Source organism: Halolamina pelagica, from assembly GCF_001307315.1.
Lineage (GTDB): Archaea > Halobacteriota > Halobacteria > Halobacteriales > Haloferacaceae > Halolamina > Halolamina pelagica_B.
Map to the genome: position 1 here is coordinate 664186 of NZ_LGUC01000001.1, position 21177 is coordinate 685362.

The following is a 21177-nucleotide window of genomic DNA, read 5'->3' on the forward strand; positions in this document are numbered from 1 at the left end:
TCGTTCGTTCGCCCGAGAGGACATAACTCCGACGGGCCAGCCCGGCGCGGGCGTCGCGCTCTCAGAAGCTACTTCCCGATACCGACCCCCACTCCGACCATGCGCACCGACATCGGCAACGCGCTGGGCGGGGAGCCAGCCCTGACCCGCGACGCCCTCGACGAACTGGACGCCGACGTGGCCGCGGCCCACGAGCGGATCGCCGCCGGGATGGCCGACGACGAGTTCGGCTACGCCGCGCTCAATCTGCCGGAGACGGCCGACCCCGAGCGCATCCGCGCCGCGGTCGAGCCGTTCGCCGACAGCGAGGCCGTACTCACGGTCGGCATCGGCGGCAGCGCGCTCGGCGCCGCGACGCTCTCGAACGCGCTGGCGAGCGACATCGACGCGTACTACCTCGACAACGTCGACCCCGAGCACACCACTCGCCTGCTCGACTCGCTGGATCTCTCCCGGACCGCCGTGAACGTCGTCTCGAACTCCGGCACCACCGCCGAGACGCTCTCGAACTTCCTCGTCGTTCGCGAAGCGATGGAGTCGGCGGGCGTCGACTGGACCGAGCGGACGTTCGTCACCACCGGGCCGGAGGGAAACCTCCGGAACCTCGCGACCAAACACGATCTGCCCGCGCTCGACGTGCCAGCGGGCGTCCCGGGCCGGTTCTCGGTGCTCTCGACGGTCGGGCTGGCCGTCGCGGCGATTCAGGGCCACGACATCGACGCCGTGCTCGCCGGCGCCGCCGCCGAGCGCGAGCGACTGGCGGGGTCGCTGTACGACTCGCCGGCGTACGCCTACGGCGCGACGACGTACGCGCTGGCCCAGCGCGGCGCGCTGACGAACGCATTCATGCCGTACGCCGAATCCCTGGAGACGTTCGCGGAGTGGTTCGCCCAGCTCTGGGCCGAGAGCCTCGGCAAGGACGGCCAGGGGCAGACGCCCGCTCGCGCGCTGGGCGCGACCGACCAGCACTCACAGCTCCAACTGTACCGCGCCGGCCCGCGGGACAAGCTCGTGACGCTCGTGCGCCCGACCGAGCGCGCGGACCGCGACATCCCGGAGACGGACCTCGAGGGACTCTCCTACCTCGGCGGCGAGTCGCTCGGCACGCTACTCGACGCGGAGTTCGAGGCGACCGAGGCGAGTCTCACGGCCGCGGACTGCCCGAACGTCCGGCTCGAGATCGACCGCGTCGACGAGCGCGGGCTGGGCGAGTTGCTGTTCGGGATGGAGGCCGCCTGCGTCTGCTACGGCGAACTCGCCGACCTCTCGACGTTCACCCAGCCGGCCGTTGAGTGGGGGAAGAAGGCGGCTCGCGGCCTGCTCGGCGGCGGCGAGTTCGAAGAGGCCGAGGCGGTCCGCGGGAAGGACCGACTGGTCGTGGAGTAGGGCGGCTCGGCGCGCGTCGACGCCCCGACCGTCACCGATTTGCCGCCCGGGCCGTTGGCTCCGGTCATGAGTCAGCCCGCACAGGCCTCCGCGATGGGGGCGAAAGCCCTCCGGACGTTCCAGGCGATCGTGCTGTTCGTCGCGGCCATCGTCGGCGGCAGCGTCGGCATCTCGCTGTGGGCCGGTGCCGCGCCGGCGCTGGGCGTCGCCGAGGGGACGACCGCGTTCGAGCTCGCCAACACCGTCGCGCAGTTCGCGGGGTTGGTGGCGCCGGTCGGGCTGTTCGTCGCCGCCGCGGGCGACCGCGAGTTGCTCTCGTGGGGCCGTCCCGACGGGCGCCAGGTGGCGATCGCGGTGGGTGCCGTCGTCGTGCTGTACCTCGGCCAGATCGCGCTGATCAGCGCGTTCTCGCTGATCGACGTGGCCCCCTCACAGAACCCCGCGGTCGACCCGTCGGGGCGGCAGGCGACGTACTTCCTGCTGATGATCCCCGTCTCCCTGTTGGTGGTCGGGCCCGCGGAGGAGCTCCTCGTACGCGGCGGGATCCAGGGACTGCTGAAGCGGGCGTGGGGGCCGTGGCCCGGCATCGTCGGCGCGAGCGCGCTGTTCGGGTCGCTGCACTACATCGGGTCGGGGAGCAGCGCGCTCGCGTACGTGGTGTTCTCGTTCCTCCTCGGCATCCTGCTGGGGTATCTGTACGAGCGGACCGGGAACCTGATCGTCCCAGCCGTCGCTCACGGCGGCTACAACGCGGTGATCTACGCGATCCAGTACGGCCAGGTGGCGTAACTCCGGCGCCGACAGTCGTGAGAATCAGGCGGGGTTCTTCCGCGAGAGGTCGCTGCCACAGATCGGACAGCGCTCGCGGTCCTCGTCGAACTCGCGGCCACAGCCCGCACACTGGAACTTCCAGTCGCGCTCCTCTTCGATCCCCTCGCGGGCGATCACCTGTACGTCGATGTCGAGCTTCTCGGCGACGTTCTGCATCGCGTAGTCGTCGGTGACGAGCGTCGCATCGAGTTCGAACGCGGTCGCGAGCAGGCGCGTGTCGGTCTCGGAGAGCTCCTCGGCGTCGCCCGTCTCGCCGGCGGCCCGGCGCACGCGGTCGACGGTCTCGTCGGCGGGGAGGTGGAGCTCCATCCCCGCGCCCTCCATCGCGTCGAAGCGGTACTCGTTGCCGCCCTCGAGCTCCTCTTTGACGAGCGGGATCGAGACCTGCTCGTCGTCGGTGTGGTACTCGTGGATGAACGCCGAGGTGTCGAGGACCTGCATCTATCGCTGGACGACGATGTAGTCCTTCACGGCCTGCACCCGGGAGACGGGAACCCGGAACCGACCGCCCTCGTCGCGCTCGAAGTTGATCTTCCCACGGGGGTGTCCTCGTTGGGCGAAACCAACAGGTCGTGGAGTTCGCCGGTCTTGAGGTCCATCGTGATGTTGTACAGCATTCCCAGCTCGGTGCCGTCCGAGCCCATGACTGCTTTCCCCGAGAGGTTCTCGGCGAGTATGTCGGCCATACGGCCCAACACAGGCCGTGGCGTGATAAACGCCACGGGGGCGCTATCGTCGTCGCCGGGATCGGGCCGTCTCACGCGGCGGAGAGTCGAAACAGGTAACTGGCGCCCGCGACTCGCTGAAACCAAGAGACGTTCTCTCGGTGATTTTCGATGCCTGACGCCAACAACGACGACGCCAGCGCCGACCCCGGTTCGCTCCGCACACCCATCGTTGCCGTGCTCGGTCACGTCGACCACGGGAAGACGAGCCTGCTCGACAAGATCCGCGGCTCGGCCGTCAGCGAGGGCGAAGCCGGCGCCATCACGCAGCACATCGGCGCCACCGCGGTCCCGCTGGACACGGTGTCGTCGATGGCCGGCGAGCTCGTGATGGCCGACGACTTCGACCTGCCGGGGCTGCTGTTCATCGACACGCCCGGCCACCACTCCTTCTCGACGCTACGGGCCCGCGGGGGCGCGCTCGCGGACATCGCGGTCCTCGTCGTCGACGTGAACGACGGCTTCCAGCCCCAGACGAAGGAGGCGCTGGACATCCTCCAGCGCACGGGGACGCCGTTCGTCGTCGCGGCGAACAAGATCGATACCACGCCGGGCTGGAACCCCAACCCCAAAGCGCCGGTCCAGGAGACGTACGAGGCTCAGACCGACCGCGCCCGGCAGCGACTGGACGAGAACCTCTACGAGATCATCGGCCAGCTCTCGGATTCGGGGTTCTCAGCGGATCTCTACTGGCGCGTCCAGAACTTCCAGAACAACATCGGCGTCGTCCCGATCTCGGCGATGACCGGCGAGGGCGTCCCGGACCTGCTCGCGGTGCTGATGGGGCTCTCCCAGCGCTACATGAAAGAGGAGATGGAGATCGACCTGACAGGCCCCGGGAAGGGGACCGTCCTCGAAGTGAAAGACGAGAAGGGGTTCGGTGCCACACTGGACGTGGTGCTGTACGACGGCACCGTCGAGGAGGGCGACCGGATCGTCGTCGGCGGCGTCGAGGGGCCGATCGTCACGGAGGTCCGCGCGCTCCTGCGCCCGCGGGCGCTCTCGGAGATCCGGACGGAGGCGGAGTTCGAGCGCCTCGACTCCGTCCAGGCCGCCTCCGGCGTGAAGCTCGCGGCGCCGGACCTCGACGACGCGATGGCCGGCGCGCCGGTCCGTGTGGTCCGGGGCCGGCATCTGGAGAAAGTTATCGACGAGGTCGAGGCGGAGCTCTCCGAGATCGAGGTCGACACGGAGGACGAGGGCGTCGTCGTCAAAGCCGACACACTGGGGAGTCTGGAGGCGATGGCCAACGCGCTCCGGGAGGCGGAGATCCCCATCCTCCGCGCCGAAGTCGGCGACGTGGCGCCGCGTGACGTGGCGGTCGCAAGCACCGCGAACGAGGACGAGCACCGCGTGATCCTCGGCTTCAACGTCGACACCCTCCCCGACGCCGAGCGCGAACTCGACCAGCAGGGCGTGAAGCTGTTCGGCGACGACGTGATCTACCAACTAGTCGAGGACTACGAATCGTTCATCGAGGAGCGCGAGCGCGAGCAGCAGGAGACCGTGCTGGACAAGATCCACCGCCCGGCGCGCTTCCGCATCCTGCAGGACCACACGTTCCGGCAGAACAACCCCGCGGTCGTCGGCGTCGAGATCCTCGCCGGCACGATCGAGAACAACCGCCGGGTCGCGAAGTTCGAGAACGGCGAGTCGACCCGCGTGGGCGAACTTTCCGGGATGCAGGAGCAGGGCGAGGACGTCGACAAAGCCCGCGCCGGCAGCCGGGTCAGCGTCGCCATCGACGGCCCGACGGTGGGCCGGGACATCGAGGAGGGCGACGAACTCTGGATCGACCTCCCCGAGAAACACGCGAAGATCCTGGAGCAGGAGTTGAAAGAGGAGATTCCCGCGGACGAGCGCGAGGCGCTGAACGCGTATCTGGAGAAGATGCGGAAGCGCGATCCGTTCTGGGGGAAGTGACGCTCACCGGTTCTGTTGCGTTGTTTGGCCAGTGGTCGGTATGTTGTGGTTTGGTGAGTACAGACAGTACATGTGGAGCCGCCTTACCTCTCTCCCGGTAAATCCATTTGATCCTTCTTCCGTCATTGTTACTACAATATAGTGGATACGTCGGCTAGCGAATCCAACTGGAACGTCGGTGTTGGATCGGGAGTGCCTGGAAGAGATTCATGGGGTCGGAGATGGGGAACCCACGCTGACTGAAGACCTGCTGTATGCGCCCCGACGACATCGGTGCTGTGGTCGTCTCCAATATGAATCACCTCCTCTGCGGATGCCGAAAGTTTGGCAACTGCCTCTCGAAACGGCTCACTAGCGGGTTTGGGATTAATCCCCTGAGTCGGATCGCAGAACACTCTGACATCAAACATATCCTTGATGCCGAGTGTTTCAAGTTTCTCCTGCTGGGTTTTCTGTCCGCCATTCGTGATGAGCCCTATCTCGTAATGTCGACGAGCGTAATCGAGAGCGTCTTCCGCCGCCGGGCGAAAACTCACATCGGTTTCATCAACGACATCCGTCGTGATCTCACCCAACTCTCTGAGCACTGCTGTATCCACATCTGGACTGGTCGGTAAATTGGATACTGTCGCACGATAGAGATTCGTGTAAAACTCTGCATCGCTTTCTGCCGTTTCGATTTCGGCTGAATCGACTGCTCGGATGTCGGCTGGCGTGAAAATCGGGTCAATTCCTGCTGATTCGAAAACCTCCTGATGGATGTCGTTATCGGACTGATTTGCCACACACAGCGTACTGTCCAAGTCGAAACAGACGGCGGCAATATCCGACATTTTGGTCGAATATTCGTCAACTTCTCTTAATGCTCTCGGTTCTCTCGAAAACGGGTGGGCAATGTTCGCAACGTAATCACTCCCAACCCCACTTACCGGCTGTTTCAGCAAAAGTCGCCCCGAACGAAGAGTGTCCAACAGGGCCAGCACACCCGCATGCGTTCACAACCGTCCAGCTTTTCGACCGCCGAGCCAGCAACCGCCGATAGCCTTCACACCGAGCGGTTGCTCCCAACTCCGAAAAACGAACCGCAGAACCGCAATAACCGTTCCTGCTACCGAGCGACCGGAACCGGATCGTCGCCCATCGCGTACATCACCTGCGCCGCGGCGCTCGCCGCCAGCCCCTTCGCCACCTCGTCGCGGTCGGCGTCGTCGAGCCCCGCCTCGATGTCGTCGGCGTCGGGCTGGAACCCCGCGCTCACGGGGTGACCCGCCGGCGGGCGGACAGCCACGGTGGCCTCCGGCCCGTTCGAGCCGTAGGTGAGTTCCGAGCCGACGACGTACCCCTCGGGGAGGTACGACTCCGTGCGGGAGACGATCCCCGCGACGGCGCGCCGCAGCCCCGCTTCTCGTCCGGCGAGAGTTCAACGTTGTTCGACGACCCCCCATGATTCCGGGGGCCCCGGCGTAATCAGTCCCGTTCATGTCGTCGGTGTTTGGCGGTATCCACTGATAAAGTCACCGGCGGTGGAACGCCCGCGAGTCGGGCGACCGCGTCGACGCCGCGCCGTCGTCGTCCGGCAGTTCGGACCGGTCGACCTCGTAGATCGTCACTGCGTCCTCCTGGAACGCGACGGAGAACGCCTCGCGGTCGAACGAGCGCATGGCGTCGCCGTACAGCTCCTTCTCGTTCGGCCCGACGTACACGTAGGTCACGTCGTACCGATCCAGCAGCGCCGCGGCCTCTTCCCAGTCGCCGGCGTAGATCGTGTCGACGTGGCCGACCCGGCGTTCGTAGGCGTCCATCCCCCGGTACTCGGCCTGGTGGTCCCAGCCGACGACGGTCGGGAGCCCCGAGAACGTCGACGCCGGGCTCGTCCAGCCGTACGACCCGCCCGGCACTTCGACGATCGTCGGCCGGCCCTGTCGGTCCGCGAGCCACTGCAGCGCCTCGTACTCGTTGGCGTGGAAGTTCTGGACGGCTTTCGTCCCGTCGAGCGAGGGGTCGTAGTGCCCGCCCTCGACGGGGCCGCCGACCTCCGCGGCGAACATCATCACCGGGAACACGGCGGTGGTGAGGAGGATGCCGACGACCAACGCGACCGTGAGCGCCGAGGTGAGCGCGGCCTTGGTGTCCGGCGACGGCTCCGCGTCGGCGCCCAGCGACTCGATCCCTGCGGCGAGTCGGCCGCCGTGCCGGTGGAGTAGGCCGACCGACGCGGCGGCCGCGCCGGCGGCGCCGAGCGTCCACGCCTGCACGCCGACTTTCAGCGACGTGTTCCAGCGCGGGTTGTCGATCAGCGGGAGGCGCGCGTGGGCCAGTTCGAGCGCGGCCAGCAGCCCCGCGCCGGCGACCAGTAGCACCATCCCGAAGCCGGCCCGCCCCGACCGCACGAGCAGCCAGCCGGCGACGATCAGCGTCCCCAGCAGCGCTAGCACGGCGGCGTTCTCGACGACCAGCGCGGCCCCGACCGCGCCGAGGCCGAGCACGCCAGCCGCGCCGAGCCACGGCGCCGGGAGGTCGTCGACGGCCGGCCAGCCACGGGTCGCGACGGCGGCGGCGAAGGCGGTCATCAGCGCGCCGTACATCACGAGGAACGCGGGCAGCGGGCTCCGTGGCGGGAAGAAGCCGATCCCCTCGTTGCTCGGCACGTGGCCGAAGATCAGGAACGGGGAGGCGATCGCGATCCCGATCAACAGCACGATGGCGCCGGCGACCGCCGCCAGCACGACCCGCCAGAGCTCGTGGGCGAGCCACTCTCCACGAGTCTCGGCGGCGGAGGCTGGTCGCAGGCGATCGGCCAGCGTCTCCGGCAGCAGCGTCGCCGGGTGGGCGTCGGCGGCGCCGACGGTGAGCGCGGCCACCCCCGCGGCGGTCGGGAGTGACCACGTGTTCATGAAGCCGAACAGCCCGGCGACGGCGCCGAGCCCGCCGAAGACGAGCACGCGGCGCCGCGTTCGCTCCGCTTCCGGGGTCGCGTAGTACGCCAGCGCCAGCGCGCCCGCGAAGAGCACGTAGGGGTTCGCGAACGTGTGGCCGTGGAGGTCTGCCTTGACGAAGGAGTACAGCGGCACCTCCTGGATCGTCCCCGGGATCACGTAGCGCGTGTACCACCAGCCCCAGTCGAGGGGCTGGGAGAGGTTCTCGACGGTCGAGGGGAGGTCGCCGCCCTCGAAGCGCTGGGCGACGAAGCCGAAGGCGGCCTGTTCGACGACACCCCGGACCGACCCGGGGAGGTACGGCGTGGCGAGTCGGACGGCCGTCGTCGCCGCGCCGCCGACTGCGACGAAGAAGGCGCCCACGACGCCGCCGATTCGCGGGGCGTACCCCCGACGCTGGACCACGGCGCTGCCGACGCCGTAGGCGACGACGAACAGCATGCCGTAGAACGTCGCGATGCCGAGGTTGAAGCCGTAGCGCATCGCCGTCCCCGTCAGCATCGCGAGGCTGGCGACCTGGAGTTGCGTGCCGTAGTAGTACCGCAGCGGCTTGCCGGCGAACCACATGTCCTCCGGCGGGAGGCTCTCGGCGCGTTCGAGCGTGTTCACCAGCGCGAAGTGGAGGAACTGCTCGCCGGCCTGGGGCGTGATCGCGGGGTCGGACGCCCGGAACGCGAGCATGATCAGGAAGCCGACGACGAACACGCCGTACATCGCCGCCACCGACCGCCAGTCTGGCCGAGCACCCACTCGGTGGGCGAGAACGGTGCCGGCGAGCACGAGTCCGATGCCGAGCAGTAGCGTGTGGAGCCCGAACGTCAGTTGGCCGATCCAGAAGACGGCGATCGCGAAGGGGACCAGCGCAGTCGGGAGCGCGAACGCGGCGCCGTTTCGGGGGAGATGTCGGAACAGCGCGGCGGCGATCGGCGCGCCGACGGCGGTGAACGCCGCGGCCACGAGGAGGTACGCGAGGACGGGGATCCACTCCATGGGGTAGCCCTACGGGCCAACCGTTTTCACCTTTCTGGGACGCGACGGTAGCCGAGCGGCTGGGAGACCGCCTAACAGATCGGCTCGCTCTCGCCGTAGGCCGCCAGCACGACGACGCAGGTGTGCTCGCCGGGGGCAGCCTCGGCGCGCTCGACCAGCGTCTCCTCGTGGTCGAACGACCAGTCCCGGAGCGCCCGCCCGGCGTCGAGGCCGGTCTCGAGGCGGGCTTGTACGTCGGATTCGGACTCGGCGTCGGCCTCGTAGAACAGGCCCGGCCCCGGGCCGGTCGTCCAGCCGATCCCGGCGGCGACGGTCTCGGGGCCGACGGCGCTGGCTTTCGCCTGCACGACGTTGAGCCGGTTGCCTGCGGGGCCGAGGTCGGGGGCGTCGTCGACCTGAACGACCTCGGCGTCGGCGGGGACGACCGAGGAGACCGGGACGAGGTTGTAGTTGTGGAGGTTCGCGTCGGCGAGGGCGGCGTCGTAGGCGGCCTTCTCGGTGGGCGCGGTACCGGTACCGCCGACGACGTGGATGGTACTGCTCACGGACGAACGCGGCGCCGGGTAGAGAAAGGGGCTACGGACTGGTTCTCCCCTACCAGGGGGCGTAGAACGCGATGGCGACGACGACGATCACCAGCAGCGCCACGCCGGTCGCGACGACGTAGCCGAACAGCCCGACCGTCAGCGCGATCCGGCCGTCGTACTCGCCCTCGGTTTTCGGGTCCCAGACGCCGCGTGTCGGGAACACTACCGCGGCGGCGAGCCACCACAGCAGCGCGTTCCCGAGCGTGATGCCGGCGACCCACTTGAGCACGTCCTGCTGGAGGCTCCCCCGTGGAGCGCGACGGCGGCCATGATCGCCGCGTAGTGGGTGATGCCGAACGCCGCCGCGGCGACGAGGTAGTTCACGCCCAACGAACCGGTCGGCCACTGGCGACCCAGTCGGCGGACCGCAGTGGAGAGCAGCACCGGGAGGAGGGCGACGGCGTCGAACGCAGCCAGGGCCAGCAGCCCCAGCAGGAGGTCGGGGACGATTCCGGGGAGCATGCCCGGCGATGGTGTCGGTGCCGAGAAACGTTTTGTGGTGTGGACGGGGCGTTTAGCGGTCCTCGACCGTGCGCTCGTCCAGCGCGATCAGCAGGCTCGCGGCCGCGAGCACGCCGGCCATCGGGAGCACGAAGATCCACAGCGTCGCCTGCCAGAACCCCAGCAGTGCGAGCAGCAGCGCGCCGACGGCCGCGATCGACGCCCGCTGGAGCACGGCGCCGGCGGTCCCGAGCGTGGCCGCGCCGCCGAGTGCGAGAAACAGCGCCAGCCGCGCGGGGGTGTAGCCCGGCCGGTCCAGGTAGACGACGAGGACGCCGAGAAAGGCGAGCAGCGCTGCGGCCGCCAGCCCGCGGGCCGGCCGACTGCCCGTGATCGGCATCCCGCTGTCGTCCGGGCTCGACCGGCTCATCCGCCGCTACTGGAACGCGACGGGGCCGGTCGTCGGCCCCTCGCCGGACGCCATCTCGATCTTCTCGTGGGCGTCCCGGAAGTCCGCCATGCGGACTTCCTCGCGCTCGTCGCGGATCGCGAACATGCCGGCCTCGGTCGTGAGCGCGGCGATGTCGGCGCCGGAGTACCCCTCGAGTTCCTCGGCGAGGTCGTCGAAGTCCACGTCGTCGCCGAGGTTGAGTTCGGCGGCGTGGATCTCGAGGATCCGGCGGCGCCCCTCCACGTCGGGCTTGGGCACTTCGATGAGGCGGTCGAAGCGGCCGGGGCGGAGGATCGCCTCGTCGAGCATGTCGAAGCGGTTGGTGGCGGCCATGATGCGCACCTCGCCGCGGTCGTCGAACCCGTCCATCTCCGAGAGGAGCTGCATCATCGTCCGCTGGACCTCGGCGTCGCCGGAGGTCTTCGAATCGGTTCGCGTGGTGGCGACGGCGTCGATCTCGTCGATGAAGATCACGGCGGGCTCGCGCTCGTTGGCGAGTTCGAACAGGTCGCGGACGAGGCGGGCCCCCTCGCCGATGAACTTCCGGACGAGCTCGGAGCCGGCCATCTTGATGAACGTCGCGTCGGTCTCGTTGGCGACGGCTTTCGCGAGCATCGTCTTCCCCGTGCCGGGCGGCCCGTGGAGCAGGACGCCGCTGGGGGGCTCGACGCCGACCTCGCGGAACGTCTCGGCGTTGATCAGCGGGTCCTCGACGGCCTCCCGCACCTCGCGGATCTGGTCGTCGATGCCGCCGATGTCGTCGTAGGTCACGTCCGGCGACGCCTCGACCTCCATCGCTTGCGCCCGGGCGTCGGTCTCGTCGTCGAGCAGCTGCTGGACCGAGAAGGAGTCGTTGATGGCGACGCGGTCGCCCGCCTCGACCTCCCCTTCGAGGGCGGGAGACAGTTCGGTCAGCACCTCCTGGTTGTTGCCGTGCTGCTTGATCACGACGCCGTCCTCGGTCAGCTCTTCGACCGTCGCGAGGTAGAGCGAGGACGTTTTGAGCGTCTCGTTGCGTCGTTTGAGCTGGTCGACCTCCTCGCGGAGCTCCGCCTTGCGCCCCTCGGCGTCCTGGAGGCGCTCGTCCAGCTCCTCGTTGACCTGAACGAGCCGCTCGAAGTGTTCCCGGATCGCCTCCAGTCGCTCGGCCTGGGACATTTCGGGATCCAGGTCGAGCCGGGGGCGGTCGGGAAGGGAAGGACTGCGTGACATCTCTCTGTCCGGGTTTAGGGGTAGGCGTAAATGTGCCTTTGGGTCGGGGAATCGGCGCGGACGCCGGCGAACGCCCGCGCGCTCCGTCCCGGGTCGGCGGGCTACTCGCGGTCGAGCACTGCGTTACTCGAGATCCATCAGCTCGGCGGCGTCGTCCAGCCGGTCGCCGTACACCGAGAGCGCGGACTCGATTGGCTCGGGGCTGGTCATGTCGATGCCCGCGATCTCGAGCACGTCGATGGGGTACTCGGCGCCGCCGGCTTCGAGCGCCGCGCGGTAGTCGGCGGCGGCGTCCTCGCCCTCCTCGCGGATCTTCTCGACGATCGCGACCGCCGCCGAGATACCCGTGGAGTACTGGTAGACGTAGAAGTTGTAGTAGAAGTGGGGGATGCGCATCCACTCCTTGGCGATCAGGTCGTCCACGTCGGCGTTGGCGTAGAACTCCTCTTTGAGGCCGCCGTACACTTCGTCGAACGCGTCGGGGGTGAGCGGCTGGCCGTTCTCGGCGCGCTCGTGGACGCGCTGTTCGAAGTCCGCGAACATCGTCTGGCGGTACAGCGTCGAGCGGAACCGTTCGAGGTACTGATCCAGCGCGTGGGCGCGGATTTCGTCGTCGTCGACGTTCTCCAGCAGGTAGTGGGTAAGCAGCGTCTCGTTGACGGTGCTGGCGACCTCGGCGACGAAGATCTCGTAGCTGGAGTACTGCCAGGGCTGTTCCTCGGCGGCGAGTTCGGAGTGCATCGAGTGGCCGAGCTCGTGGGCCAGCGTGTACATCGAACTCACGTCGTCCTGGTAGTTCATCAGGATGAACGGCTGGGTGTCGTACGTCCCCGAGGAGAACGCGCCCGAGCGTTTCCCGCGGTTCTCGTACACGTCGACCCAGCGGCTCTCGAGGCCCTGCTCCATCCGGGCCTGGTACGCCTCGCCCAGCGGCGCGACGGCCTCGACGACCCACTCCTTGGCCTGCTCGTAGCTCACGTCGGGGCCCTCCTCGCCCGTGAGGGACATGTACACGTCGTGCATCCCGAGCTCGTCGACGCCCAGGGCCTGCCGCTTCAGGTCGGCGTGGCGCTGGAGGTAGTCGAGGTTGTCGTGGACGGTGTCGACGAGGGTGTCGTACACGTCGGTCGGGACGTTGGTGCCGTCGAGCGCGGCCTGCCGGGCGGTGTCGTAGTTGCGTGCCGCCGCCAGCTTCACGTCCTTCTTCACGGAGTTCTGGAGCGAGGTGCCGACGCTGTTGCGGTAGTCGTCCCAGGTCTCGTAGTACTGCTCGTACACCTCGCGGCGGAACTCCCGGTTCTCGTGTTTCTGGAGCTTCGTGAAGTTGCTCTGGGTGATCTCGACCTCGTCGCCGTCGGGCTTCTCGACGGTGGGGAACGAGAGGTCGGCGTTCGAGAGCATCCCGTAGATGTCCGACGGCGCGTTCGTGATCTCCGAGAGGTCGGCCAGCAGCTCCTCGACCTCCGCCGAGCGCGTGTGGGGCTTCATCCGCAGCGCGTCGTCGAAGAAGTGCTCGTACTCCTCGAGGGCGGGCTCCTCGGCCATCAGCGCCTCGACCTCCTCCCAGTCGAGCTCCTGCAGTTCGGGCTCGAGGAAGCTGGTCGCACTGGAGGCCTCCGACTGCAGCGACTCCGCCTTCGCGGCGATCGCCTGGTACTCCTGGTTCCGCGTGTCCTCCGCGGACCGCAGCCGGGCGTAGGCGCCGACCTTCGCCACGTCGCGCATCACGGCCTCGTACTCCTCGAGCAGTTCGGCGAGCGTCTCGGCGCTCTCGGTCGCGCGCCCCTCGTACTCCCGCAGGTCGTCGACGCGCGCCTCCACGTCGTCGTAGGCTTCCTGCCACGTCTCCTCGTCGGGGAAGATGGACGCCAGATCCCACTTGTACTCCTCGTCGATATCCTCGCGTTCGGGGACAGTGCTCATCGTGCTGGCGTAGTGTCGGATTCGGTGGTAAGTCTTCTCACTCACACCCGCGAGACCGCAGGAGGTGGCCGTATTTGCCGGATCGCGCCGGTCGTCGAGGACGGGGGACTACGCCAGCCCCGACAGGACCGTCTCCGCCACGCGAACCCGCTCCAGCCCGTCGACGCGCCGCTGGCTGAACACGCCGCGGGCGCTCTCGACGGCCTCCTCGTCGACCGCGAACTTGACGCCGGGGTAGTTCACTCCCGTCAGTATCAGCGGCTCTGGCGGCATCCGGGGCACGCCCTTCCCGCCCTGCAGCGACGCCTCGCCCAGCACCTCGTCGACCCGCGCGAGCGGCTGGCCGTCGACGGCGACCTCGGTGAGGACGCCGACGAGTCGGCGGACGAACTCCCGGGGAACCCGCCCGCCCCGACCGTGACGACGAGGAACTCCCCGTCCCGTTCGACCCCGACAGTCACGTCCCGAACCGTTCCCGACTCGTCGCTCGTGAGGTTGTGGAAGTCGTGCTCGCCGGCGAGTCGGTTCGCGGCCTCGACTGCCGCCGCGTCGTCGGCGTCGGGCGCGTGGAGCTGGTAGGTGTAGGTCCGCCGACTGGCGTCGTGTGTCGCGTGGAACCCCTGGGGCACGTCGGCGGCGGCCCAGGCCCGGATCGACCCCGGGAGCCGCCCGTTGAGCGCGGCCGGCGTACACCAGTCCGGTGCCTCGAACGCGACCGTCTGGGCGACCGCGGAGACACCGGCGTCAGTCCGGCCCGCGGCGGCGTACCCCGGCGGCGTCTCGCCGTCGTCGAGGACGCCGCCGGCCGCGAGCGTCTCGAGGAGCGCGCCCTCGACGGTGGGAACGTCTGGCTGGCGCTGGAACCCGTAGAACGCTCGGCCGTCGTAGGCCAGTCTGAACGCGCGCATCACGGGCTGTTCGTCGTGACCCGAAATCGTCCGTCGGCGTGCACGTCCCGAGGTTTCGGACCGCGGCCCAAAACGGTGCCGACCGGCAGGACCGGTCCGGGCGACGGAAGCTCCATCGGCAGTGAACACCCCTCTTGTTCGAGTCGAACCTCCGCGATGTCCCGCGATCGAGACGGCCGCGAACCACTTTCACTCCGGTTCGGCCAACGTTATATCCGGCCCGCACGTACCATCACACGAGTGCCGCGACGGCGGCCATACGCCTCACACGATGACCAGCAACAGCACCCAGCGCAAACAACTGAGTTTGTACTACTACAAGCCCACCGGCAACCAAACGGTTAATGGGGGTCCACGAAATAGGACTTCTCCGTCACAGATGTCCGACCTACACACCAGCTACGAGGGTCGAGTTCGGCCAGACAGCGCCGTGTTCGGGGTGAGCGCGCAGTGAGCACGCCCGACCTCGGCGCCGACGAGCTAACCCTGCCGATCAAGCGCACCGACGGGGAGACGCTCGAGGACCGACTCACCGACAACGCCTACGAGAACATCCTGCCGGCGCGGTACCTCCGGAAGAACGCCGACGGCGAGGTCACCGAGGATCAGGAGGAGCTGTTCGCCCGCGTCGCCAAGAACATCGCGCTCGCCGAGGCCGTCTACGAGGCCGAGCGGCAGGGCGTCGACGTGACGGTCACGCCCGACCAGCTCAAGCCCGATCACCCGCGCCGCGACGAGCTCGCCGAGGAAGTCTTCGGCAAGGGGTTCGACGCCGAGTCCGACACCGAGACGGTCCTGAACGAGCACAACGTCAACAAGTTCGCCTACGACACTGTCGTTCCCGAACTCGACGCGGAGATCGCCTCGTCGGTCCGCGAGACCCGCGAGGAGTTCGAGACGCTGATGACGGATCTCTCCTTTATGCCGAACTCGCCGACGCTGATGAACGCCGGCGACGAGCTCCAGCAGCTCTCTGCCTGTTTCGTCGACTCGCCCGGCGACGACATCACGGACATCCACCAGACGGCCAAGGAGGCCGCCGAGGTGTTCCAGTCCGGCGGCGGCATGGGGTACGCGTTCTGGAAGCTCCGCCCCTACGGCGACTCCGTGGGCTCGACCGGCGGCATCGCCTCGGGCCCGATCACGTTCATGCGCACCTTCGACCAGATGTGCGAGACGATCGCCCAGGGCGGCGCCCGCCGGGGCGCCCAGATGGGCGTGATGCGCGTCTCGCACCCGGACGTGATCCAGTTCATCCACGCCAAGAACAAGGACGTGAGCCTCGCGAACACGCTGCGGCTCAACGACCCCGACGACTTCACGCACAACTCCTTCGCGGACGCGCTGGAGGAGGCCCGCGAGCTCATCGACGACGAGGGGCGCGTCCCCGAGCACCTCCGCAACGCCGTCGAGGGCCACCTCTCGAACTTCAACATCTCCGTCGGCATCACCGACGACTTCATGGCGGCGCTGAAGAACGACGAGGAGTTCACCTTCACCAACCCCCGGACGGAGGAGCCCCACATCGCCACGCCGGAGACGAAAGAGCTCTACGACATGTTCGGGCTGGGCGAGCACGTCGAGGTCGGCGAGGAACTCTCGGTGCCCGCCGAGGACCTCTGGGACCAGCTCATCGAGGGCGCCCACGAGAACGGCGAGCCGGGCGTCATCTACCTCGAGCGCGTGAACAAGCGCCACTCCTTCGACGTGGAGGAGCACCCCGACCACCGCATCCTCGCGACGAACCCCTGCGGCGAACAGCCGTTGGAGGAGTACGAGGCCTGTAACCTCGGCCACATCAACCTCTCGACGCTCGCGGCCCAGGACGCGCCGGACTGGCGCGTCTGGTCCGAGGAGCACGCCGACGAGTACGACAGCCACGAGGAAGCCGTCTCGGCGTTCCTCGACGAGGCGATGAACTGGGAGGACTTCGACCACCGCATCGCCTACGGCACGCGGTTCCTCGAGAACGTCGTCACGATGTCGGACTTCCCGGTCGACGAGATCGAGCAGAAGGTCCGGGAGATGCGCAAGATCGGTCTCGGCGTCATGGGGCTCGCACAGCTGTACATCCAGCTGGGCGTGCGCTACGGCACCGACGACGCCGACGAGATCGCCCGCCAGCTCATGACCCACATCAACCACGGGTCGAAGGACGCCAGCCACGAACTCGCCGAGGAGCGCGGCGTGTTCGCCGACTGGCACGACTCGAAGTACGCCGACCCGACGAGCTACCCCGAGTGGTTCGAGCACCACACCGGCGAGGACCCGCAGGACTGGGCGGACGGCTACCCGCTGCGCAACCACAACACGACGACCATCGCGCCGACGGGCACGACGTCGATGATCGGCAACACGACCGGCGGCTGTGAGCCGATCTACAACGTCGCCTACTACAAGAACGTCTCCGGCGACGTCCAGGGCGACGAGATGCTCGTCGAGTTCGACGACTACTTCCTCCGCGCCTTGGAGGACAACGGCATCGACGTGGGGGCCGTCAAGGAGGAGGCCCAGGAGCAGATGGCCAACAACGAGTTCGACGGCGTCGAGGGGCTGGAGACGGTCCCGGACGCGCTGGGCGAACTGTTCGTGGTCACCGGCGACCTGAGCGCCAAGCAGCACGCCTCGATCCAGTGTGCCGCACAGGCCGGCGTCGACTCCGCCATCTCGAAGACGGTCAACGCGCCGAACGACGCCAGCCTCGAGGACGCGAAGGACGCCTTCGAGTACGTGTACGACAACGGCGGCAAGGGCGTCACCTACTACCGCGACGGCACCCGCAGCAAGCAGGTGCTCACCACCCGCGCGGACAACACCGAGTTCGCCGACGAGGACGAGGCCGCCGAGGCGCTCGTCGAGCAGATCACCGAGGTGTTCGGCGGCATCGAGGGGTTCCTCGACAACGAGGACGTGCAGGCCGCCCTCGACACGCAGGTCGAGCAGCTGCTCGCGAGCGCCGACGGCGACGACACGCCGCCGGGCCGCAAGCGTCCGCGCCCGGACGTGCTCCACGGCGTCACCCAGCGCATCGACACCGGCTACGGGAAGCTCTACGTCAACATCAACGAGGACCCGGCCACCGGCGAGCCGTTCGAGCTGTTCGCCAACATCGGCAACTCCGGCGGCTTCACCGCCTCCTTCACCGAGGCGCTGGCGAAGACGATCTCTACCTCGCTCCGCTCGGGCGTCGACCCCGACGAGATCGCCAGCGAGCTGCAGGGTATCCGTAGCCCGAAGGTCGCCTGGGACAAGGGTGAGCAGATCCAGTCGATCCCGGACGCGATCGGCACGGCGATGCGCCGGTATCTCGACGGCGAGATCGACAAGGGGATCCCCCAGCAGCAGACGATCGACGAGCTCGACGACGAGGCGGCCGACGCGTCCACCGACGGCGGGGCGGCGGCCGAGCCGCCGTCCGAGCCGGCGGGTGTCGACGTCGAGCCCGACGCTGACGCCGACGAGGCGCCGAAGGAGGACGCCACGGGCGACCTGATCGCTTCCGGTGAGAGCCCGGAGTGTCCGGAGTGTGGCTCGATGAGTCTCTACTACTCCGAAGGCTGCAAGACCTGCGAGTCCTGCGGCTGGTCGGAGTGCTGAGCTAGCGCGGCTCCCCTTCTTTCGGCTGGTCGCCGACGCTACGCCTCCTCCGCCCGCGGAAGCGAGACGGTGATCCGGTTTCCGCTGTCCTCGTCGTAGTGGGCGGCGACGTGTCCGTTCGACAGCTCGACGGCCCAGTAGATCAGCCAGAACCCGAGGCCGCTGCTGTGGTAGACGTTCGTCATGTCGTGGTCGCCGGTGAGCACGTCCGCCTCGATCCGGGGGATCGCCGTCCCGTCGTCTTCGACGGTGAGTTCGACGTGGGTCTCAGTCTCCCGTAGGTGGAGCTGTACCGTGGGATCGCTGTCGTCGCTGTGCAGGATCGCGTTCTCCAGCAGTTCGATCACGGCCAGGCGTAGTTCCGGTCGGCCGTACACCGCCGCCGGCTCCGGGGCCGTCACCTCGACTGTGGCGTCGGGGTGGCGCTCCCGGACGGTTTCGACGCTCTCGTGGACCGCTTCCCGGAGGTCGATCCGCTGGCGCCCCTGCTGTTCCGTCAGCAGGTCGATGATCTCGCGTTCCTTCTCTGCACTCTGGAGGAGCTGTTCCCCGACTCGGCGGATGATGGCGGTGTGCTCCGACACGTCGGGCACCTCATCCGCGATGAGGTCCGCCTGTCCGAGCACGACGTTGAGGTCGTTCCGAAGGTTGTGTCTGAGGAGGTTGTCCATCACGACCAGTTGCCGCTCGCGCCGCCGCCGATCCGTGATGTCACGTGCGAAGCCGACGATGCGGACGACCTCGCCGTCCGACGTGATCGGCTCTGCCTGCACCCACACCCAGCGTTTGTACCCCTTCCCGGGTTCACCCGATACTCGATGTCCACCGACTTGCCCGCGGAGAGACAGGCCATCGCGTCCTTCACCGCGGGACGGTCCTTGGGGTGGACTGTCTCGAGGAACATGTCGGGGTCTTCCTGGGTCGATTCGATCGACCCGCCGAAGATCTCCGTGTAGGCGGGGTTGACGAACAGTAGCTCCGACCAGTCCCCGTCGAACATCCACAGCACGTCGCTCGCGACGGCGGCGATCCCCTCGAGTCGGGAGGCGGTCTCGGCGCGTTCGCGCTCGGCCTGGACGCGGTCGGTCACGTCCCGGGAACTGACGACGTAGCCGTCGAGCGCCTCGTCGGTGATGTTCGACATCCGGCTCTCCAGCCAGACCCAGTCGCCGTCGCTAGTCCGGTGGCGGTACTCGACGGTCTCCTCGGTGAGGGTTTCGCTCTGGATCGCCCGTTCAAGCGTCCGGCGGACCTCGTCGACGTCCTCGGGGTGCATGAACGCGAAGGCGTTCTCGCCGACAAGCTCGCTCGGTTCGAAGCCGAGGATCCGCTCGACCGCCTGGTTCACGTAGGTGAACGTCCCGTCGGGCTCGACGAGGGCGATCTTGTCCTGGGTGTGGTCAAGGAGGAGTCCGAGTGACTCGGACTGTTGCATCCCGAGTAAATTTATTCCGAATGGAGATAACTCTCACGGCAGCCGGGATGGGTTGTAACGCCAGCCGCGGCGACGATATCCGCCTAGAGCTCGATCGTCTCGCTGACCCACCCGGTCGGGCCCGACGGCCGGAGGTCGCTTTCGGCCTCGGGCTGGCGCTCCCCGTTGCCGTCGATCGCCCGCACGACCACTTCGTGGCGCTCGGTCGCCTCGTACTCGTGTTGCCACATGCGCCACGCGTCGGCGGCCTCGCCGTCCGGCTCGGGGTTCTCGGCGTCGAGGGGGACCGCGCCAGGCAGCGGGTCGGTGAGCGCCGCCTCGGTCCAACTGTCGCCGCCGTCCGTCGACACCTCGACGGCGCTGATCCCGTCGGTCCCGGCGTAGGCGTGCCCCCGACTCGAACCGCCTCGCCGTCGACGGTCGTGCTGTGGAGTTTGGCGACGGTTTTCACCTCGCCGGTGCCCTCCCAGCCGCGCTGTTCCCAGTAGCCGTCTTCGGGTTCGTCGCGGATCTCGATCTCGGTGAGCCACTTGGCGTTGGTCTCGCCCCAGTGGCCCGGGACGAGCGTCCGCAGCGGGGCGCCGTGGCCCCGCGGGAGCGGGCGGCCGTTCATCCCCACGCCAGCAGGCCGTCGTCCAGCGCCTCGCGGGGAACGAGACGAAGTAGTCGTCGGCGGCGTGGAGCGTCACACAGCAGCTCTCGGGGGCGCCCGCCTCGTCGAGCACCGACGAGACGGGGACGCCGTCCCAGAGCGCGTTGTCGATCTTCGTCCCGTTCAGCGGGTCGCTCACACAGCGCAGCGTGACGAACCGGCGCTCGCCCCCCATCCCTTGGAGCTCCGAGAGGGTGAACGTCCGTTCCTCGGGCACCTCGCCGGTGACGGTGAGGTCCCAGTCGCCCGGGCCGAGGTTCGGGTCGACGGACGCGATGTCGACGGTGTAGAACCCATCCGAGACGAGCGGGTCGGTGTCGGGCAGCGAGAAGGAGCGGTCCTCGGCGGCCGACAGCAGTTCGGCGGCGCCCGGGTCCCGGGGCTCGCGGTCCGCATCCCCCGTCGACGCCGGCTCGCGGAGGCGGATCGCACTCGCCGCCAGCGCGGCGACGGCCACGCCGGCGCCCTGGAGCAGGCGCCGACGCCCCGGCGGCGTCTCGCGGCCGGTCGGTCGGCCCAGATCCAGCGTCGCGTTCGCGGCGCCGACGACGAGCGCGCTGCCGATACCAGCCCCCAACGCGCCGAGGGCGCTGCCCGAAAGCACCAGCGTGAGCCCGCCGACGAGCCCGAGCGTCGCGAGCGCTCGCGTGGGCGTGTCCGCGACGTACCGCCCCACGAGCACCGTGAGTGTCGCGTAGGCACCGAGCAGCAACACGCCGGTCGTGGCCACGAGCAGCGGCTGGGCCAGCTCGCCGAGGGATCTGACGCCGACGGCGACGAAACTGGGCGCTGTGTCGCGGACGACCGCGGCCGCGCCGGCGCCGACGAACGCCGGGCTGTCGCCGGCGGCCAGCAGGGAGCCGGCGAGGGCGGCGACTCCGGCGATGACGCCGACACCGGCGTCGGCTAACTGCTCGCTACTCGGGCGGTTCATGCTGTCCTAGTGGGGCTCCGTGACCGAAAGCGTTCCCCCAGCTGGCACGCTCACGCCCCGTAACTGCTTTCTCGGCGGGGCTGCGACTGGCTGGCGTGAGCGATTCGGAGCAGGAGACCACGGCGCCGGGGCGGCCCTGTCCCCACTGCGGCGAGACGATGGTCCACCGCCACTGCGAGTACGTCTGCCCCCAGCACGGCGTCGTCTTCGACTGTGCGGACACGTTCTACTGACCGCGAGACGGGT

General features: G+C 68.5%; 17 protein-coding genes and 5 pseudogenes. 5 read left to right on the top strand and 17 right to left on the bottom strand.

The annotated features are described in order from the left end of the window. Positions 1–99: 99 nt before the first annotated feature. Complete coding sequence (locus SY89_RS03495; RefSeq protein WP_054583166.1) at positions 100–1386, top strand: hypothetical protein; 1287 nt, start codon at positions 100–102, stop codon at positions 1384–1386. Positions 1387–1452: 66 nt separating this feature from the next. Continuing rightward, the gene (locus SY89_RS03500; protein WP_054583167.1) at positions 1453–2175 is read left to right on the top strand and encodes a CPBP family intramembrane glutamic endopeptidase; all 723 of its coding nucleotides are present in this window, start codon (positions 1453–1455) and stop codon (positions 2173–2175) included. Between the two features lie 24 nt (positions 2176–2199). Here SY89_RS03500 and SY89_RS03505 read toward each other — a convergent pair whose 3' ends face one another. Continuing rightward, the gene (locus SY89_RS03505) at positions 2200–2658 is read right to left on the bottom strand and encodes an NOB1 family endonuclease (protein ID WP_054583168.1); all 459 of its coding nucleotides are present in this window, start codon (positions 2656–2658) and stop codon (positions 2200–2202) included. Further along, positions 2659–2903 (bottom strand): annotated as a pseudogene (locus SY89_RS03510) (PRC-barrel domain-containing protein). 150 nt (positions 2904–3053) lie between these two features. Between SY89_RS03510 and infB the strand changes: the two are divergent. Beyond that, the gene (gene infB / locus SY89_RS03515) at positions 3054–4865 is read left to right on the top strand and encodes a translation initiation factor IF-2 (RefSeq protein WP_054583169.1); all 1812 of its coding nucleotides are present in this window, start codon (positions 3054–3056) and stop codon (positions 4863–4865) included. Positions 4866–4996: 131 nt separating this feature from the next. On the opposite strand, the gene SY89_RS15685 is transcribed toward infB, so the two are convergent. The 10 genes and pseudogenes from SY89_RS15685 to truA all read right to left on the bottom strand — a co-directional run bounded on the left by SY89_RS15685 (position 4997) and on the right by truA (position 14313). Beyond that, positions 4997–5698, bottom strand: coding sequence for an HAD family hydrolase (locus SY89_RS15685; RefSeq protein WP_080506584.1), 702 nt, complete (start codon positions 5696–5698; stop codon positions 4997–4999). A 275-nt stretch (positions 5699–5973) separates the two neighbouring features. Continuing rightward, positions 5974–6346 (bottom strand): annotated as a pseudogene (locus SY89_RS03525) (DUF5811 family protein). Between the two features lie 33 nt (positions 6347–6379). Beyond that, positions 6380–8791 (bottom strand): DUF2298 domain-containing protein, encoded by a 2412-nt coding sequence (locus SY89_RS03530; RefSeq protein WP_054583171.1) that lies wholly within the window; start codon positions 8789–8791, stop codon positions 6380–6382. 71 nt (positions 8792–8862) lie between these two features. Further along, positions 8863–9336: a pyruvoyl-dependent arginine decarboxylase gene (locus SY89_RS03535; RefSeq protein WP_054583172.1), complete on the bottom strand. Its 474-nt coding sequence runs from the start codon at positions 9334–9336 to the stop codon at positions 8863–8865. A 49-nt stretch (positions 9337–9385) separates the two neighbouring features. Continuing rightward, on the bottom strand, positions 9386–9541 hold the full coding sequence (locus SY89_RS03540; protein ID WP_189319102.1) for a hypothetical protein: 156 nt from the start codon (positions 9539–9541) through the stop codon (positions 9386–9388). Beyond that, on the bottom strand, positions 9541–9840 hold the full coding sequence (locus tag SY89_RS16420) for a hypothetical protein (RefSeq protein WP_144427124.1): 300 nt from the start codon (positions 9838–9840) through the stop codon (positions 9541–9543). The genes SY89_RS03540 and SY89_RS16420 overlap by 1 nt, the downstream gene beginning before the upstream one ends. 52 nt (positions 9841–9892) lie before the next feature. Beyond that, positions 9893–10249 (bottom strand): hypothetical protein, encoded by a 357-nt coding sequence (locus SY89_RS03545; RefSeq protein WP_054583174.1) that lies wholly within the window; start codon positions 10247–10249, stop codon positions 9893–9895. 6 nt (positions 10250–10255) lie between these two features. Continuing rightward, complete coding sequence (pan2, locus tag SY89_RS03550; protein ID WP_054583175.1) at positions 10256–11482, bottom strand: proteasome-activating nucleotidase Pan2; 1227 nt, start codon at positions 11480–11482, stop codon at positions 10256–10258. A gap of 123 nt (positions 11483–11605) precedes the next feature. After that, positions 11606–13405 (bottom strand): oligoendopeptidase F, encoded by a 1800-nt coding sequence (gene pepF, locus SY89_RS03555; protein ID WP_054583176.1) that lies wholly within the window; start codon positions 13403–13405, stop codon positions 11606–11608. Between the two features lie 108 nt (positions 13406–13513). Further along, positions 13514–14313: pseudogene (truA, locus tag SY89_RS03560) on the bottom strand (tRNA pseudouridine(38-40) synthase TruA). 450 nt (positions 14314–14763) lie between these two features. Between truA and SY89_RS03565 the strand changes: the two are divergent. Further along, entirely contained in the window at positions 14764–17910 is a 3147-nt protein-coding gene (locus tag SY89_RS03565) for an adenosylcobalamin-dependent ribonucleoside-diphosphate reductase (protein ID WP_054583177.1), read from the top strand. A gap of 38 nt (positions 17911–17948) precedes the next feature. Here SY89_RS03565 and SY89_RS19260 read toward each other — a convergent pair whose 3' ends face one another. From SY89_RS19260 to SY89_RS18975, 5 genes and pseudogenes are all read right to left on the bottom strand, one after another. Next, a complete protein-coding gene (locus tag SY89_RS19260) occupies positions 17949–18689 on the bottom strand; it encodes a PAS domain-containing sensor histidine kinase (RefSeq protein ID WP_321163887.1) in 741 nt (246 codons plus the stop codon). Next, the gene (locus SY89_RS19265) at positions 18581–19345 is read right to left on the bottom strand and encodes a PAS domain-containing protein (protein ID WP_321163888.1); all 765 of its coding nucleotides are present in this window, start codon (positions 19343–19345) and stop codon (positions 18581–18583) included. The genes SY89_RS19260 and SY89_RS19265 overlap by 109 nt, the downstream gene beginning before the upstream one ends. Positions 19346–19428: 83 nt before the next feature. Next, positions 19429–19875, bottom strand: coding sequence for a molybdopterin-binding protein (locus tag SY89_RS18965; protein ID WP_275575416.1), 447 nt, complete (start codon positions 19873–19875; stop codon positions 19429–19431). An 11-nt stretch (positions 19876–19886) separates the two neighbouring features. Then, positions 19887–19958 (bottom strand): annotated as a pseudogene (locus SY89_RS18970) (molybdopterin-dependent oxidoreductase); the annotation flags it as partial. 43 nt (positions 19959–20001) lie between these two features. Next, positions 20002–20931: pseudogene (locus SY89_RS18975) on the bottom strand (molybdopterin-dependent oxidoreductase); the annotation flags it as partial. 95 nt (positions 20932–21026) lie between these two features. On the opposite strand from SY89_RS18975, the gene SY89_RS17065 reads away from it, so the two are divergent. Then, complete coding sequence (locus tag SY89_RS17065; protein ID WP_189319190.1) at positions 21027–21164, top strand: HVO_2523 family zinc finger protein; 138 nt, start codon at positions 21027–21029, stop codon at positions 21162–21164. Positions 21165–21177: the final 13 nt, after the last annotated feature.

Excerpts from the sequence above, each read along its gene's own strand:
- SY89_RS03505 (WP_054583168.1), bottom strand. The coding sequence starts at position 2,658 with ATGCAGGTCCTCGACACCTCGGCGTTCATCCACGAGTACCACACCGAC.
- pan2 (WP_054583175.1), bottom strand. The coding sequence starts at position 11,482 with ATGTCACGCAGTCCTTCCCTTCCCGACCGCCCCCGGCTCGACCTGGAT.
- pepF (WP_054583176.1), bottom strand. The coding sequence starts at position 13,405 with ATGAGCACTGTCCCCGAACGCGAGGATATCGACGAGGAGTACAAGTGG.
- infB (WP_054583169.1), top strand. The coding sequence starts at position 3,054 with ATGCCTGACGCCAACAACGACGACGCCAGCGCCGACCCCGGTTCGCTC.
- SY89_RS03545 (WP_054583174.1), bottom strand. The coding sequence starts at position 10,249 with ATGAGCCGGTCGAGCCCGGACGACAGCGGGATGCCGATCACGGGCAGT.
- SY89_RS15685 (WP_080506584.1), bottom strand. The coding sequence starts at position 5,698 with ATGTCGGATATTGCCGCCGTCTGTTTCGACTTGGACAGTACGCTGTGT.
- SY89_RS03495 (WP_054583166.1), top strand. The coding sequence starts at position 100 with ATGCGCACCGACATCGGCAACGCGCTGGGCGGGGAGCCAGCCCTGACC.
- SY89_RS19265 (WP_321163888.1), bottom strand. The coding sequence starts at position 19,345 with ATGCAACAGTCCGAGTCACTCGGACTCCTCCTTGACCACACCCAGGAC.
- SY89_RS03530 (WP_054583171.1), bottom strand. The coding sequence starts at position 8,791 with ATGGAGTGGATCCCCGTCCTCGCGTACCTCCTCGTGGCCGCGGCGTTC.
- SY89_RS03500 (WP_054583167.1), top strand. The coding sequence starts at position 1,453 with ATGAGTCAGCCCGCACAGGCCTCCGCGATGGGGGCGAAAGCCCTCCGG.
- SY89_RS16420 (WP_144427124.1), bottom strand. The coding sequence starts at position 9,840 with ATGCTCCCCGGAATCGTCCCCGACCTCCTGCTGGGGCTGCTGGCCCTG.